This window comes from Sphingobium mellinum (genome assembly GCF_037860795.1).
Classification (GTDB): domain Bacteria; phylum Pseudomonadota; class Alphaproteobacteria; order Sphingomonadales; family Sphingomonadaceae; genus Sphingobium; species Sphingobium mellinum.
The window spans coordinates 22,184-38,838 of sequence record NZ_JBANRK010000024.1 but is presented as its reverse complement, the minus strand read 5'-3'; the positions used below and the strand labels follow the sequence as shown (position 1 = coordinate 38,838).

Genomic DNA, 16,655 nt, shown 5'->3' with positions numbered 1-16,655 from the left:
TACTCTATGCCGCTGCCGCAATCGTCCTCATCAGGCGCATCGCTCGTTACGCATGAGATTCAAGACAGGCTCTTAGCGTGGGCCAAACCTGAAGGTCGCCTGAAGCACCACCTCCCGGCCCCGGTTCACCGAGCCGATCAGATCCGATACCGTCCCGGTCGGTAAACCCGGCGTAGTGCCGGTTCCGCTGGCTTCCGAGGTTCGGATAAAGAAATATTCATTGGTCAGGTTCTTGCCCAGAACCGCAAGTTCCCAGCCTTTGGCTTCATCTGTCAGGCGAACACCGGCATCAACTTGCCAGTAAGAAGGCTGACGGCTTCCCGGAATGTTGCGGCTCTCGGTGAAGAAGCTTCCGGAATAAGCCGCATCGGCCGTGAACCCCAGCTTGCGGCTGCCTGCCAGCGGCAGATCGTAATTGACTCCTGCGCTGCCGGCCCAGTCGGGCGCCCGCACGACTTGCCGCCCCGCCAGATTCTGTACGGTGAACGCGCCAGCGGCGTTCGGGAGCAGGTTGCAGCCTGCAGCGGGCGTCTGGCCGCGATAACATAGCGCGGTGAATTTGTTGTAGCGCGACCTGTTATAGGCCATCGCCCCATGGATCGACAGGCCGTCAATGCCGGTCCGGTAGTTCAGGTCGGCTTCGACGCCCTTCGACGTCGCCTTGCCCGCGTTGACGGTCTGGATCGACACGACGCCGCTCGGATCGGTGAAGCCGACCGACACCTGCAAGCCGGTCGTGACGTAGCGATACAGAGCTAGATTGGCGCGCAGCCGCCGATCGAACAGCTCTGATTTGATGCCGCCCTCGAAGCCTTTGGTGGTCTGCTCGTCATAGGACCGGTCAAGGGTGGCCGCGGGCGCGCCGTTGAAGCCGCCAGACAGGAAGCCCTGATGGTAACCGCCATAAACCGTGAGCGATTTGGACGGCCGCCACGTCAGTGTCGCCTCGGGCGAAATATTGTCGAATGAACGTTCGTCAGGAGACACTGGGAAAGGCACGTCGAAAATTCCCGGATCTCGTGCGGCGAAGACCTTCGCGTGCTTTTTTTCATAGGAATATCGGGCACCGCCGGCGAGTTCGACCGTCGAAAGAATATTCCATGTTGCCTGTCCGAAGACCGAATAGGCATCGCCCGAGACATGGGTATCCTGCGCCAGTGCGCGATTGGCGCCAAGGAAGACATCGCTGAATGCATGGCCCTTCGTCGTGGCATAATAGCCGCCGATCGTGAAGTTGACGGGCATGTCGAATTCGGTCAGCAGGCGCAGTTCCTGGTTGAAGTCACGGATGTGCACGCCCGTAGCGACGATCAGACCGTTGAAAGATACCGTTTCGTGATAATTGAAGCCAACGTCGTAGAGGCTGGTGATCGAGGTGAGGCTGATCGTATCCGACGGACGATAGCCCAACTCCAGTGACGCGAGAATCTGGTTCTGCAGGAAATTATTCTTGCCATCGCCGAACCGATACTGCTTGCTGGTGGCGATAGTACCGGTGTTTACGTTGTAGACGCGGTTATCCGGGACGCAGTCAATCTGAGGGATGTTGAACTGGCTCACCGAACCGCGCGCGCAATAAACCACCTGCGCATTTTCCAGGACACCCAGGGTTTGTGAGTGGCCGTAGTTGAATTTGAAACGGGCATCGAATTCGGGCGTGGGGTCCCATTTTAGCGTGACGCGACCGCCATATTCCCTGTCATAGGGGAGCCTGTCTCTTGAGCGGTTCGGGTTGCTTTCGGGCGCGGTATTGTGGGCGTAGCCGCCGACGCGGGCGCCATAATAGGCGACGCGCACGCCCAATGTGTCGGTCAGCGGACCGGCAATGAAGCCGTCTCCCTTGATCTCGCGCGCGCGGAAGCCGTAACTTGCCCGAAGGCTGCCGGAAAGTTCCGATGTCGGATCGGCGGTTCGGATCGAAATGATGCCGCCCGGACTGTTCTTGCCGAAGAAGAGGGCCTGCGGACCTTTCAGTACTTCGACCTGCTGAATATCCAGTTCGCTCATGCGGCGAACCGATATGCGTTGCACCGGCGCGCCATCGATCACGAAGGACACGGCTTGCTCGATGAGGCCGCTCGTGTCGCCCGAACCCACGCCGCGCAGGGTGATCAGGCCGCCCTGGATGCCGCCATTGCTTTCACCGATCTGAAGTTGCGGCACCATCTTGCCGAGATCGTCCAGTTTGGTGACGCCCCGGCGGGAGAGTTCCACCCCGCTGACAGCGGTGATCGCCAGGGGGACAGCGATGGAGGTTTCGTCGCGTTTGCGCGCCGTCACCACGATTTCGTCCGTAGCATTGTCGGCGTTCTGGGCAAATGCCAGGGTGGAACTTCCTAAAAGCCATAGCGCCGACGCGCCAACCGCGAACTTACGCATATATTCCCTCCCATGGTGACGCCCACAGCTCCAAGCGCTGGAGGCATTATGCTTGATGTTAAGAGCCGATTATTCGCGGCTTTGATTCAACGCTGCGCCCTCTCCGCAAAGCTTGGGGGCTTCTATGCGGGGGGGATGCCAACAGGAGATATGATCATGTACATCCCCGATCCTCTATTTTGGTCGGCAGCTTTTATTTGCTGCCGATCTTTCCATTATGATGCCGATGAGTAGCCACGCCCCCAGAATGTCCGCCACGGGCGCCGCGCCCATCCCCATTGCAAATGACGAAATGGACATTAGAAAAAAAAGTTGATCCCGGTCAACTGCTATATGGGTTTCAGCGAACTGCCATGTCGCTTCCTTCGAGGCTCGCTTCGAACTCTTCCCGCCTGGGCGCGGCCTCCTAAAGCCAAGCTACATTAGAAATCGTCTGCTATGACCTGTCTCGTGCCCGTATCGGCCGCCCGTCGGATCGCGTCGATGAGCCTATGCCAACGGACGGCATAGCTGAAGTCGAGTTCCATGGATGCGTCGCCATTGATGGCGGCGGCGAAATCCTGATAAAGATGGGCAACTCCTGTTGCAGGACTTGATTCAAGTCCAGGCGGGCTGAGCCGGTAGCGATCGGGGAGGGGCATCGGGTCCAATTTTGAACCCCTGCCTCCTGCCATGGACAATATTGCTCTGTGGATATTGGCCCCGCCGCTGGATCTCAACAGAAGGTCGCCCTTGGTGCCGTTGATCTCCAGCCGTGCGCCCGCCGTCCTGGTGGCGCCTCCTTTCATGTGTACGCTCACGACCGCCCCATTATTCAGCCGGCCGGTGATGGCGACCTGATCCGGGGAGGTTTTGGGAATGGTTGCGTTGGTTTCGCGAATGCGCGCCTCGCCATACTGGCAGGCGACGACCGCTGAAAGTTCCGAAAAGTCGCCTACGACATAGCACATGCCCGAAAGCGCCTGTGCGGTCCCAATGCTCAGCAGATTGGCGCCATTCACGAGGTCGGCGGTATAGGCGTAGGCGGCCGCTTCGACCGGGCCGAAATTCTCCTGCTGAACGTCCATCGTGACGGCGATGACTTTGCCTATGGCGTCGTCGTCTATCAAATCTCGGGCATAACGAAGCATGTCGTTATATCGGCCCTGCAGCCCGATCGCGGTCCTCACGCCCGCGCGCTCCGCGTCATGAAGTGACTGGGCCGCTTCGGCAGTGGTCACGCCCAGCGGCCACTCGCAATAGACATGTTTCCTTTCGGCAACCGCCGCTTCGATCATGCTGCGGTGAAGCTCCGTGCGCACGGAAATGACTATGACGTCAATATCCCGGTGAGCGGCCATCTCCCGGGGATCGCTGAAGGCCAGCGGAACGGCGAAATGTTGAGCGGCGGCGCGGGCGGAGTCGGGCGTGGAAGTGCAAATTCCCACAAGCTCGAAATTGGCTAGATGGTTGATTGCCGGGATATGGCCGCGAGTCCCCCAGCTTTTGGCCGGGTCCGGGTTCGCGCCGATCAGGCCCACACCTATTTTCTTGCCGATCATATTCACCCCAGCCAACCATCCCGCCTCGATTATCGCTTGTTGTTCTAATCCTCATTTTATACTGGTGAGATCAAGAGAAAGATGGAGGAGGCTGGCAGGGGCAAGTTGACCGCGATCTTCGCGCGGATTCCGGTGTCCGGAAAGCCGCCCACATGTCGCGAGGTTGCGCGAGGCGCCCTTTTCAGGTCTCTGCCGTTCCCAAGTCTGCGCCGGCTTGCAAAAAGGATGAGACATGGCTGATCGACAGCGTTCTTCGGCGCGTGCCGTATATCTTCTGATCGTGCTGGTCGCGGCCTATATCGTTGCCTTTCTCGATCGGCAGATCATAGCCCTTCTGGTGACGCCCATTAAAATGGAATTCGGTATTTCCGATTTCGAGGTCGGACTGTTGCAAGGCCTGGCGTTTTCGCTGTCCTTCTCCATCGCGACATTACCGGTGGGATGGCTGGTGGATCGCGGCAACCGCAAAGCCGTGCTCCTGTTCGGCATCGCAATCTGGACAGTGATGACCATTTTCTGTGGACTGGCGAATTCGTTCTGGCTTTTGTTCCTCGGCAGGATCGGAGTTGGTTTGGGCGAGGCATGCCTTTCCCCGGCGGCCTATTCGATGATTATCGACTCCTTCTCGCGTGAGCGCACGGTGAGGGCCCTCACCATATTTTCGATGGCTGGAACTCTGGGGGTCGGCGCCGCCTTCCTTGGGGGAGGCGCCGCGATCGAGGCCATAAACAGCCTGGCCGTTTTGCCCATCGGCATACGTCCGTGGCAGGCCGGCTTCCTGCTCGTCAGCCTACCCGGATTCCTCGTGCTCGCCGCGGCGCTGTTTGTGAAGGAGCCGATGAGGAAAATGGGGGCAGCGGCACCTCAGACCCAATTGCGGCCGGCTCTGCGCTCCCTTTGGGCAGATCGGCGCATATATGCGCCGATCTATTGTTGCTCGGTTCTGCTCGGTGTCGCCTACTTCGCCGCCATTGCATGGTTTGCGGCGCATCTGATCCGCTTCTACGGCTTCACCGCTCCGGCTGCGGGACGCACCCTGGGCATATTGTTCCTGTGCACGACCGTGACCGGAACGCTGTGCGGCACATGGGCGACGGAGCGCTTTGCCAGGCGCGGCCACAAGGACGCGCCGTTGCGCACCGTGATGTTCATATCGTTCCTGGCCATTCCGACCAGCCTGGCTGCCACCATCCCGAATCTCTTTGTATCGCTGGGCGTTCTGGCGGTGGGGATGGCCAGCCTTGGGTCCTTTTACGGAAATCTTGTCGCGGCGCTACAATTGGTCACCCCGGCCTCTTCGCGAGGGGTGAACAGCTCCGTCTTCATCCTGTGCAACAGCCTCGGTTCCTTCGCCATCGGCGCCGCGCTGGTCGGCGGCCTGTCGGATCATCTGTTTGCTGGCATGCCGCAAGGGGTCGGCTACAGCGTGAGCATCGTCAGCATCCTGTGTACCTGCCTTTCCGCGTTCGTGGCCGCAAAGAGCCTCGCGCGTTTTGCGCGCTCGATGGCCGCCAGCGAGCAGGAGCAGCCGAACAGGGGCGATGGCAAGAGCGGCCAGCGGGCATCAGAACCGGACACTGGCGAAGCCCCGTTGATCGCCATGTCCGGAGTGCAGGGCGAAACGGCCCAGATGCAATAGTCAGGATCGGGCTACAGACGGCGCATCAGCTATTGCGGTCGCCGCTTCAAACGGTGGCCTCTGGGGTAAGAGCTGCATCATCCGCCATGAGTTGGGGGATGATCTTGCTGCCCATAAGCTCCAGGCTTTGCCAGGCGACATCGGGATCCAGCCCAGCCATCAGCGGTGCCAGTATGAGGGATCGCCCAAGGTCCCGCTGACGTCTGAACAGTGCTAGCCCCTCTTCCGGAGTGAGCACCTTGTAGATGTCCAGCGCCCACAACTCTTCGGCATTTTCCGCATGCTTGAAATGTGTCGCCTGACCCAGCTTTGCGGCATAGGCTGCGTAAGCATTGGTTTCGTGGAGCGCGTGGGGCGCAATCTTGTGCCAGGCCGCCTCGGGGTCTTCGGCGATGACAACGTTGCGGGGGCCCGTCACGTTGATGATCCGGCCAGGCTCCTTGCCAAGTGCCGTGCAGGCATCCTTATAGGTCTGAACCAGCTCGGGCGTGTGAACCATCGGATAATAGCCATCGCCCAATTCCGCCGCGCGCAGGGCGGTCGCCTTCACGCTGCCGCCAATCCACAACCTTGGTCCCCCCGGCTGCACCGGCGGCGGGGTGACGTGCACGGTGCGTCCGTCATAGTCGAAAACCTCGCCCGTGAAGGCGCGCCTGAGCACCTTCAGCTTCTCCTCGACCAGCCGCGATCGATCCTTCAAATCGACGCCGAACATGGCGAATTCTTCGGGAACATAGCCCAGCCCGACCGTGACATCGACCCGGCCGTTGCTGAGGATGTCGAGCACCGCAACGTCCTCGGCGATCCGAACGGGGTCGTGCAGCGGGAGGATGATCGCGGAGGGCTGGATCCGCATTTTCGAGGTGCGCGCCGCCATTGCCGCGCCCAGGATCAGCGGCGATGGGCTGTAATTGTCATCGCTGCAATGATGTTCGGGGAGCTGAATGGTGTGGAAGCCGTTCTTGTCAGCCCATTCCACCTGTTCGATTGCGGCGGCTGCCAGCGTCGTGGATTTGATCCCTACCCAGGACGGATTTCGGAGGTCGTACCGCAGCCAGATTTCAAGCATCACTCGCCTTCCTGTGAATTCGCATAGCGCACCTTGCCGACCGTCGGAAGGAAACTAATATAAATTCTAATTTCTAGAATGCTTCGCTGGAGTGTCAATGTCTAAGACGCCAAAAGGAAGGCGCGCCATCCGGTTTGCCATTACCGGGTCGAAAGCGGGTGCCACTGTGAACAGGGGGGCTTCCTTGACTGTGGCGCCGTGCTGAAATAATATAACGCGTATCACAATGAGGTTGTAACAATCGCCCCTTCCTAAATATTGAGCATTGGCGCTTCAAGCGCTGTGTCGATCGCGCGCCAGTGATCGATCCAGTGATCGATACTGGGGTGAAGAAGGTGGGAGGCTGCGCTTGGCAGGTCGTTTGGAAGGCAAGGTCGCGGTCATCACCGGCGGAGTGTCAGGCATGGGCCTGGCCAGCGTAGAGATGTTCGTTCAAGAGGGCGCCCGGCTGGTCGTCGCCGACGTCCAAGGCGACAAGGGAAGGGCGCTCGAACAGCGTTTCCCGGGGAATGTGCGTTTTTCGCAATGTGATGTCCGCAATGAGGACGACATCGCCGCCGCCGTCGACCTTGCTGTTTCAAGCTTTGGCGAACTCGACGTCATGTATCATAATGCGGGGGCCGCTGGCGCTAAGGAAACGCTCGAGGCCATGACGGTCGAGGGTTGGGACGATACGCAGGCGTTGTTGTCCCGGTCCACGGCCCTGTGCATCAAACATGCGGTGAGATCGATGAAGCGCCGGGGGCAAGGGTCGATCATCCTGACCTCGTCGGTCGGCGCGACGAATCTCCGGGCCGGAACGCCGGCCTATTCGGTGGCCAAGGGCTCGGTCATCCTGTTGGGTCGGCTGGGCGCGCTGGAGTTCGCCGCTGATCGCATCAGGGTCAACGTCCTCGTGCCCGGTGGTTTCGCAACGCCGATTTACGGCGATCTGGTGGGAGCTTCACGCGAAGTCGCCGACCTGATGCCCGAATATCTAGACGAGATGATGGCACAATGGCAGCCGCTCCCGCGAGCAGGCAAAGCTGTGGATATTGCCTACGCCGCGACCTATCTCGCGTCGGACGAATCGGCTTTCATCACCGGAGTGGCCTTGCCTGTGGATGGTGGACTGACGCTGCATCGGCCCACCAACGCTTCCGACTTTCTCTTCAGTCATCTGACCGCGGCCAAGGAACAGGCCGAAGCTCAACTCGCCGCTCGATCCGGCGGTTAATCGCTGCCTGATCAGTCTCCTTCCAGGAACGTCGTCGCTCAACTCGCGGCTGGGTTGAGGTAACGGCCCGAACGCATGGCGCCCTGCAACGTCGTTCTGAAAGCCACGCGCTTCACGCCCGGCGGCCAGCCGAACGCTTGGTGCAAGGTACGCCGATTGTCCCACAGCATCATGTCGCCTTGCTGCCATTGATGCACATATCGATATTCCGGCTTCAGCGTATGTTCGATCAGCGTCGTCAGCAATTCCTCGCTTTCGGACCGCCGCAGACCCAGAATGGCGTCGACGTTGGACGGGCTGATGGACAGGGACTTGATCCCCGACTCGGGATGGGCAACCACCAACGGATGCACGACGGGGGGAAAATCCGGCATTGAAAGATGTTCGCCCGGCGATTCCTCGGCAGTGGGTCGACGGAATGGCCTTTCCTTTTGCACGAAGCGCATGCCGTCGGGCTTCGCATTGTGAACGCGCATCACCACCTCGAGCCCTTCGATCCCATGTTTGAGTTCGTCGGACAGTCCGGCATAGGCCTTGGCCGTGTCGATCCATCCGGTTTGACCGCCTTCACTTGCGGGCGTCTCCATGAACAGGACGGCCCCCTTGCATATGTCGGGCGTGTAGCACGTATCCTGGTGCCAAGGGATGAAACCGCCGAGTAATCGTCCGTCGACTACATAATAGCCGCCATATTCCCTGATCTCGACAAGTTCTTCCTGACCCGGCACCCGGACCTTGGGAATGGGATGAATCTCCAGCGGGCCGAACAGTTTGCTGAGTTCCATATGCTGCTGGCGGGTCGCGCCTGTACCACGGAACAGAATGATGCCGTAGCGTAGCCACAAGGTGTAAAGCTGATCACGCAGATCGGGGGCGTCAAGCCGGTCCAGATCCAGATTCAGCACCTGCGCCCCGACCGGTCCCAGTTCCACAAATTGCAATTCGTCGCTCTTTGCCCCAGAGTTCATTTCGCCAAGCTCCATCAGGCGGCATCCTGCCTGCCGTTCCGACTCCCCACCCGAGAACGGGGCCCTATGCCAGGTTGCCCCAGTAGTCCGACCGCATCGCCTCATTGACCAGCTGCCAGGTCGCGCCGCCATGTGCCCGAGTCGCATCTGACCGGCAGTCGCGAAGTTCCATCATCGCGTCATGGATTGCGCGACCGGCCGCCCAGACGGACAACACGGGATACATCAGATATTTGACGCCAAGTTCACGAACGCGTTCCACGCTTGTTGCGTCCTTGACGTCGCTCGGGATGAACATATGCGCGATCGGGGTTGCGGTCGCGGCCCGAATGCGGGGAATCTCCTCAATTTCGAGAAAGGGAACAAGGATGAGATCCGCGCCCGCCTCGCCATAGGCGGCCACTCGTTCACAGGCGTCATCAAGGGTTGATGCATCGCGGGCATCGCAGCGCGCCATGATGACCAGGTTCCCGTCCACGCGCGCATCCGCCGCTGCCTTTATATGATCGACCATCTGTTCGGCTGGCAGCAGGCGCTTTTTGCGTCCGGGCAGATATTTTCCCACCGAAAGGTCGAGATCCTCCATCTGGATGCCGCCGATCCCCGCGCGCTCGACGAGTTGCAGGTTGCGCGCGATCTGAAGCCTCGTGCCGCCGCCATCGTCAATATCGCAGATGGACGGCAGGCCCGAACATTCGACCAGCGGGCGGTAGGCTTCGACCAATTGCGCGACAGGAACAATGCCGGCGTCGGGCATGCCGAAAGCGGACGCCGTGATGGCGTAGCTGCCAAGGAAAATGCTTTCGAATCCCGCAAGCCGGGCCATTTGTGCGCTGAGTCCGTCGTGAACCCCGGGCACGATCAACATTCCTGGCTCTTCGAGCAACTGCCGCATCGCCTTGGCACCGTCCATTGCACTCTCCGCAGCATTGTCAGCTCAAAGGGAGCGACAAGTTCTAATAATAATTGCAATAATCCGAAGCTGGCAGCTTGTCCAGATCGGCCCACCGTCGCCTTCGCGCCAGTTCGTCCCGTGCCCACGAAAACTCTGCCTCCTGCGACCGGAGGCCTATTGATTTTTTCTAACGAACGTTTAGATTGAGGCCCGCTGGAAGGCGCCTCCTTCCACGAGTTCAGCGAATATAAGTGGGACAGGATATGGCAGACCAGGTGGAGTGGCGGCAGATTGAACCTTTCGGTGCCGAGATCATGGGCATCGATCTTTCCCGGACACCGTCCCAGGCAATCATCAACGAGCTTCGTCAGCTTTACGACCGCCATCATCTGCTGGTGTTTCGCGGCCAGAGTCTCACGCTGGAGCAGCAGCGCAGCGCGGCCGGGTGGTTCGGCAAACCCTATCCTCCCAGCGAGGGCGTCAATTACATCTCGAACAAGCGGAAGGACGGCTTCCTTGGCAATCTCGAACTGAAATTCCACTCCGATCTGGCGCATTGCGAATATCCGATCGAAAGCGTGATGCTGCTTGGCGTCGAACTCGACGAGGGCAACACGTCGACCAAGTTCATAAATTCTGTCAATGCCTGGAATGATCTGCCCGACGAGCTGAAAAAGGCCGTCGAGAATCGTCGCGCTGTGCAGTGCTTCGCTTATGGCCCCAATGACGGGATCTATGGCTTTGACCCGCTCTTGCCGAACTGGTCGCATCGTATCGCCCGCCCGCATCCAAGAACCGGCGAACTGTGCCTGTACGTCATGCCGGAATCGACCCGTATCATCGAAGATATGCCGGAGGAGGAGGGCAGGCCCCTGCTGGAGGCTTTGTACCAGCATATTGCCCGTCCAGAGACGATCTATGAACATGTCTGGCATATTGGCGACGTCGTGCTTTGGGACAATCTCGCTTGCCAGCATGCGCGTGGCGCGCTCAATCCCGATGTCCCCCGCACGATGCAGCGCGCTACGCTCGGTCCGCTGACCTTCAAGCAGCAATATCCCGTTCTTTCGCCGGAGGCGCAGGACATTGTGATGGGCAGGCTTGGCGCGGAACCCGGATAAGGGCGCTAGCGTCGTCGCGCCCGACCGACTCCCTGGCCAGACGGATTAACGCGCGATGCGTTGCCTCATCGGCAGCGGGTCAATGGGCTGGTATCGCAACTGTCTTCCGCATGACCATTCCCAAAATCAGGAAGGCTCCGGAAGACAATGCGAAACACAGAGCCGTGATAGGGCCCAAGAACCTGTAGCTGTTCATCATGTCGAACAGGGTAGAGCCGATTATCCCGCCCGCAGCGATGGCCGCTCCCATAATCAGCGCCACCCAGCCGAAGATGCGGTCGAAACTGCCAATGCCGAACAATTTCAGCGTGAAATAGGCGCCGAAATCGATCTCGCCACCGTAGGCGAGGCCGATCAAGACGATCGCCAAAGCGGTAAGCGCGAACGTCGTGGCAGGGGTCACCGCGGTCACGATGAGGCAGCCGAGCGCACCCAGGCCAACGGCAGCCGCCGCGACGCCAAAACTCCAGAATCGGTCGACAAGCATGCCTCCGCCGATGCGCCCCACTCCGACCGCGAATGCGAACAGGCTTCCAAACGCGGCTCCCGTCTCCAGCGAAAACCCGGCGTTTTGAAGAATGGGTTGCAGGTGGGTGAGATAGACGCCCACCGGTATGGCGGCGAGGCCGATCGCCAACAGGAGAAGCCAAAAATGGGGATTGGCAAGGGCCTCGACCAGCGAAGTGCTTCGCGCGGGCGGGGCGGTCGGTTGGGACGCCTCGGTTTGCTTCCTTTCCCGCAAAAGGAGGAGCAGGATCGGCAAAGCGAAGCACGTCAATAACGCGGCCAAAGTCAGGTAGCCGCCGCGCCAGCCCCATCTTGCGATGGCGGCGGCCACGATCGGCAGCACGAAAAGTCCTGCGAAAGATGTTCCTGCGGTTGTGACGCCCAGCGCCATGCCGACATGCCTTTGAAACCATGTTGCCACGACCCGCGCATAGGGACCGGCATTGCCTGACGGACCAAAGATGCCCAGGCAGCCAACAATGGCGTATAAGAGCAGTAGCGACAGGGGGAGCGTCGCCAGAGCGATATAGCCTGTCGCAAACAACAATATGCCGAACAGGGCGACCGGACGGGGGCCGACCTTGTTGATGACTATTCCCCCGACCGGCATCATCAAAGCGATGAGCAGGTGCACATAGGGCGCGATGGCGACCTGACTCATCGTCCAACCGAATTCCTGCCGCATGGGGTTGATGAACAAGCCGGCGGTGATCGAAAAAAGGCCGCCCGATAGGCCGTAGCCTGCCGAGGCGGCGAACACGACTGGCCATCCGCGCCGCCATTCGGACTGTGGCACTTGGTCGCTGTAACTCATCGGCATCCTTCGTTTTCCGGCGCAGCCGAAATTTGAAATCGAGCAGCAGCGGCGGCCATCTTTTCGGACCAGGGCGGTGTTTCGCGCCGATCATCGAGCATGTCCGCCGAACGGACATGCTCGATGATTACGGAGCCTGTTTCATGCGCGAAACCGGAGACCAGCGGCGAGCTGCCTCCTAAAAGTTTGTCGTAGCCCGTATTCCAAGTTGACGGGGCATGCCCCAGGTTGCCGGTGCGATATCGCCGACATCGGTCTGCGAGACGAAATATTTCTTGTCGAACAAGTTCTTGGCGAAGGCTTCGACCCGGACTCCGTTCTCAGCTTCCCAGCCCAGCCGGGCGCCCACCAGCGCATAGCCGCTCTGCACAGCGTAGGGATTGTTGTCGGGCCGGAAGAAGAATTTGGTCTGATACATGATATCGCCGCCGAAAATCAGCGAACCCCGACCGTCCCCGAGTGATGGCTGCCAGTTGAACTGCCCATTTATGCTGAACTTCGGTGTATTCGCCAGCCGGTTGCCATTGAGCGGCAAGCCGCCGATCAGGAGGTTGGCCGGTGCGTCCAGACGATTTTTGTTATAGGCCGCCCCAACGGAAGCCGTAAGGTCCGCAGTGGGACGTGCTGTCAGTTCCGCCTCGATACCCCTGATTTTGGCGTTGCCAATATTGAGGAATCGCGGTGCGATGCCGCCAGGGCAGGTCGTGCAAACGACCGTCGCCGATGACTGGATGCTTTTATAGCGGCTGTAAAATGCGCCTATGTTCGCGGTGAGCTTGCGGTCCAGCAGGTTGGATTTGACGCCTGCCTCATAAGTGATGATCGTCTCCGGCTCCACGGGGCCGATTGCTGCCCGGCTTGCGGCGAAGGCGGTATTATAGCCGCCCGTCTTGAAGCCGCTCGAGGCCGTCGCGTAGAGCATCACATCCGGCGTGACGTGCCAGTCCGCTCCGAAATGCCACGTGACCTTCTTGGGCGCGATGCGGTCCGAAAATGTGAAGGTCGGTGTGCCTTGCCGCGTACCGGTTCGTGGCCCGGTAAGGGCAGCGTAGGACCGCATTTTCTTTTCGTCACTGGTGTATCGAAGGCCAGCCGTGAGGTTGAGCGTGTCCGTCAGGGCATAGGTGCCTTGAGCGAAGGTCCCGATGCTGGAAATCTTCTGATCGGAATAGGAACCAAAATTCTGGCCGGACAGGATAGCGGTGAAGAAACGAGTGTCGGTATAGTAGATTCCACCGGCAATCCATTCCAGCCTGCCGCTATTGCCCGACAGCCTCAATTCCTGGCTGAACTGCCGATGCCGGATATAATAGTCGATCCATATGTCCGAACCAAATACCGGGGTGGACCCGGTATCAAGGGCGTCATATTTGCGGCCGCCTTCCACCGCGGTGATGGATGTAAACTTCACATCCCCGATATCCGCGTTCAATTTGAGGAAGCCGCCTGCCGAGACGAGAGAGTAAGGGATGTCTGGGCGCGATGAATAGGGATGCCGCGGGTCGGGATCGGGATCCCTGAACCCCTTCACATTGGCACAGAGGTTTGCACGGACTTGGTCGGGTGTGCAGACCTGGGACAAGTTGGCCGGGTTGCGCTTGCCGATGCCGGCGCGGGCATCCTCGCTGCCCGCCGAATTTCCGTAATGGCCGCTGAACGTGAGCGATACGCTGTCCGACAGATCGGCGTCGACGGTTACCCGCCCGGCGATGGCGTGGTCCACCTTGGCGAGTGGCGTGCCGAAGTTGCGGCTGGTCTGCCAGCCATCGTTGCTGTTGTAGCGGCCTGCCACCCGCACGCGCACGGAGTCGCTGACAGGACCCGACACGGCGCCTTCGAGAACGACGTCATCGAAGCTGGAATATTGCGCGAGCGCCTGACCCTGGAACTGCGCTGTCGGCCGCTTGGAGATATAATGGACAAGACCGCCTGTCGCATTGCGGCCATAGAGCGTTCCTTGCGGTCCACGCAAAATCTCTACGCGTTCGACGTCGAACAGTTGCTGATTGGCCGAGAAGGGATTCCCAAGATAGACATCATCCGCATAGATGGCGACAGAACCTTCGTTGGTATAAGTGAAGTCGAGGATCGTCACCCCTCTGATATTATAGACCGGGAGGCCGGCATTTCCCGCCACGCCCTGGAAGCGCACGCCGGGCGTCTGGGATACCACGTCGGTGATCGTGCCGGCGCCCATGTCGCGGAGCCGCTCGGAAGAAAATGCCGCGATGGAGACCGGCACATCCTGCAATTTCTGCTCGCGCCGCTGGGCGGTGACGATGATTTCCCCCGGTGCGCTCTCGGGAGCGGCTTGTCCGCCCGCCTGAATATCGGAGACGGGCTGCATGAAGCTGACGGGCGCCGGCTTGGCCTTGGGCGCTGGCGCTATTGTTCTTCGGGGGTTGGCGACGACCAGGAACGAACCGCCCGGCGCCTGAGTCGCTGCAAGATCGCTACCGCGCAGCAGCATGTCGATGGCATGTGGAACATCATAGGAACCGCGCAGGGCGGGTGCGGTCACGCCCCTGACGCTTTCGGGCCGGAAGGCGATATTCACCCGGCCTTTGCTGCCGACCGCCCGCAGCGAGGTCGCCAATGTCTGGCTGGGAAGATCGAATTCATATGAAGTTTGCGCCATGGCCGGAACGCTCATCATCATGACCGCCGCCATTGCCGTGCCACATGCGTGACCGTGCCTGCTTGAAAGCCTCATTTACACCTCCCCAAAGCTCCATCTGAGTGATGGATTAGATTGTTCAGATCCTAGACGATGGAAAAGGCGATTCCGGACAAGCGGAAATCAGAAAATCCAAAAAGCTCCAGTGTGGTGGATTTGAAATATGCCTCGTTATAGCGGCTAGGCAGGGTGCGTATTTTAAATCCATAAAACGCAATAGAATCATATATTTGCTGGTGACCTTGATGAATCTGAAGTTCGTTCAACGCCTACCCCACAGTAGTGTGACGCACTTCAGATTCGGGTCACTAGCTCGCATGGTTCGGCACGGATTGAAGTGTGCCGGGCACGAGCCGAATTCTGTTGCCTTGCCGTTCGATCGTCAGTTGATGGAGCGCGGCGGCCGACAGGGCGAATTGTTCAAGCTCATCGATGCCGAATATGCCCGATATCCGCAGGCCAGCCACCGACGGGTCCATGACAACTCTTTTCGAAACGGCGTATCGGTTCATTGCGCTCGCAGCTTCGAGCAGTGACGTGTTGTCGAAGATCACTTGACCATTGCGCCAGGCGGTAAGCATGTCGACCGGCGGCCGGTCGATCACCACGCCCGTGGCGCCGGTCAAGGTCGCACGTTCGCCGGGACGCAGGACCGCAAGCCTCAGTTGTCGCCAGCCGCTGGCACGCGAAATTTCGACCCGCCCATGTGTCAGCGTCACGACGGTCTTGAGCGGGAAACGACGCACGACAAAAGCGGTGCCGAGCGCGCGCACGCGCTCGTCGGCACTGGCGACAGTGAAGGGCCGCTTCGGGTCTTTGCGAACGTGGAACATCACCTCGCCCCTGTCGAGCCGGAGCTGGCGTTCCCCGCTGCTGTACTGCACGGTGACCTGGCTGTCCGAATTGAGTTCGATACGCGACCCGTCCGGGAGAACCACGTTTTCCTGACGCCCCACGGCCGTTGCGTAGACCGGATCGGCATGGTTCATATGGACATAGCCAATGCCCGCCCCGATGACGGCGAGGATCGACGCCGCCATGGCGATCAATTCCATGCGCCGCAGTCCCGGCTTTTTTACAGGAAGTTGAACATCGTCCAGCGCTGCCGCGCCAGGCAGAATGTCCCAGATTTCCGTAGCCCGTTCGAACGCCACGCGATGCGCTTCGTCCGCGTCGAACCAGGAGCGAAAGGCGGAGGTCGTGACGGGACCCGAATGTTGTCCCTGAAGCCGAGCGAGCCACGCCGCGGCCTGGGCCTCGATCGCTCGTTGTGTTTTGGGGTCGGACGTCACCATTCGTCGACCCAGTCCATAAGGAAGAGGGTAGCACGGGCGATCCGCTTTTCCACAGCCGCGACGGACATTCCTTCGCGAAGCGCTATGTCGGCCACACTGACCCCATCCAGTCTGCGAGACAGGAGGATACGCCGACTTATCTCATTCATGTTCCGCAGGCCTTCATTTACGCGCTGCAATCGGGCCCGCGCGCGGGCAATCTCGAAGGGGTCGGGCTGGGTGTCGCTAAACTGTTCCAGCGCCTCGCAGCCTGATGCCACCGGTGCACGCGCTCGCCGCCTCGCCTGATCGATCGAAAGGTTAACGGCCGTCCGGATGAGGACGGCCTCCCGGGACCTGACCTGTTCCACCTTCTCATACTCACTCAGTCGTACGAATGCATCGTGGACAAGATCTTCCCCGTCATCCATCGATACACCCCGGCGGTTCAGCACCCCCGTTGCCTTCGACAACATGTCCCTGATCTTGCTCATCCGCTCCTTTTGCATTTTTCATTCGAGACGAACGGAACGCCGATTCCGGACATACACCGAC

12 protein-coding genes are annotated in these 16,655 nt (G+C 59.9%); 3 read left to right on the top strand and 9 right to left on the bottom strand.

All coding sequences use genetic code 11. The annotated features are described in order from the left end of the window. Positions 1-72 precede the first annotated feature (72 nt). Positions 73-2,379: a TonB-dependent receptor gene (locus AAC640_RS16735; RefSeq protein WP_340268330.1), complete on the bottom strand. Its 2,307-nt coding sequence runs from the start codon at positions 2,377-2,379 to the stop codon at positions 73-75. A 422-nt stretch (positions 2,380-2,801) separates the two neighbouring features. Next, positions 2,802-3,926, bottom strand: coding sequence for a Gfo/Idh/MocA family protein (locus AAC640_RS16730; RefSeq protein WP_340268332.1), 1,125 nt, complete (start codon positions 3,924-3,926; stop codon positions 2,802-2,804). 226 nt (positions 3,927-4,152) lie between these two features. On the opposite strand from AAC640_RS16730, the gene AAC640_RS16725 reads away from it, so the two are divergent. After that, positions 4,153-5,559, top strand: a complete 1,407-nt coding sequence (locus AAC640_RS16725; RefSeq protein WP_340268328.1) for an MFS transporter — start codon at positions 4,153-4,155, stop codon at positions 5,557-5,559. 46 nt (positions 5,560-5,605) lie between these two features. Here the strand turns inward: AAC640_RS16725 and AAC640_RS16720 are convergent, their stop codons facing one another. Beyond that, positions 5,606-6,628 carry an LLM class flavin-dependent oxidoreductase gene (locus tag AAC640_RS16720; RefSeq protein ID WP_340268326.1) on the bottom strand — a complete coding sequence of 341 codons (1,023 nt, stop codon included), beginning with the start codon at positions 6,626-6,628 and terminating at the stop codon, positions 5,606-5,608. Between the two features lie 349 nt (positions 6,629-6,977). Between AAC640_RS16720 and AAC640_RS16715 the strand changes: the two genes are divergently transcribed. Then, complete coding sequence (locus AAC640_RS16715; protein ID WP_340268324.1) at positions 6,978-7,844, top strand: SDR family NAD(P)-dependent oxidoreductase; 867 nt, start codon at positions 6,978-6,980, stop codon at positions 7,842-7,844. A gap of 38 nt (positions 7,845-7,882) precedes the next feature. Here the strand turns inward: AAC640_RS16715 and AAC640_RS16710 are convergent, their stop codons facing one another. Both AAC640_RS16710 and AAC640_RS16705 read right to left on the bottom strand, forming a co-directional pair. Then, a complete protein-coding gene (locus AAC640_RS16710; RefSeq protein WP_340268322.1) occupies positions 7,883-8,812 on the bottom strand; it encodes a TauD/TfdA dioxygenase family protein in 930 nt (309 codons plus the stop codon). Between the two features lie 64 nt (positions 8,813-8,876). After that, the gene (locus AAC640_RS16705) at positions 8,877-9,725 is read right to left on the bottom strand and encodes an isocitrate lyase/PEP mutase family protein (RefSeq protein WP_340268320.1); all 849 of its coding nucleotides are present in this window, start codon (positions 9,723-9,725) and stop codon (positions 8,877-8,879) included. A 245-nt stretch (positions 9,726-9,970) separates the two neighbouring features. Here AAC640_RS16705 and AAC640_RS16700 point away from each other — a divergent pair, with 245 nt between their 5' ends. Next, on the top strand, positions 9,971-10,828 hold the full coding sequence (locus AAC640_RS16700; protein ID WP_340268318.1) for a TauD/TfdA dioxygenase family protein: 858 nt from the start codon (positions 9,971-9,973) through the stop codon (positions 10,826-10,828). Between the two features lie 79 nt (positions 10,829-10,907). Here the strand turns inward: AAC640_RS16700 and AAC640_RS16695 are convergent, their stop codons facing one another. The 4 genes from AAC640_RS16695 to AAC640_RS16680 form a co-directional block, all read right to left on the bottom strand. Then, complete coding sequence (locus tag AAC640_RS16695; protein WP_340268316.1) at positions 10,908-12,149, bottom strand: MFS transporter; 1,242 nt, start codon at positions 12,147-12,149, stop codon at positions 10,908-10,910. 178 nt (positions 12,150-12,327) lie between these two features. Further along, positions 12,328-14,787, bottom strand: a complete 2,460-nt coding sequence (locus AAC640_RS16690) for a TonB-dependent receptor (protein WP_340268314.1) — start codon at positions 14,785-14,787, stop codon at positions 12,328-12,330. Positions 14,788-15,134: 347 nt separating this feature from the next. Continuing rightward, positions 15,135-16,121: a FecR family protein gene (locus AAC640_RS16685; protein WP_340268312.1), complete on the bottom strand. Its 987-nt coding sequence runs from the start codon at positions 16,119-16,121 to the stop codon at positions 15,135-15,137. Next, positions 16,115-16,594, bottom strand: coding sequence for an RNA polymerase sigma factor (locus AAC640_RS16680; protein ID WP_340268310.1), 480 nt, complete (start codon positions 16,592-16,594; stop codon positions 16,115-16,117). Before AAC640_RS16680 ends, AAC640_RS16685 begins: the two co-directional genes overlap by 7 nt. Positions 16,595-16,655 lie beyond the last annotated feature (61 nt).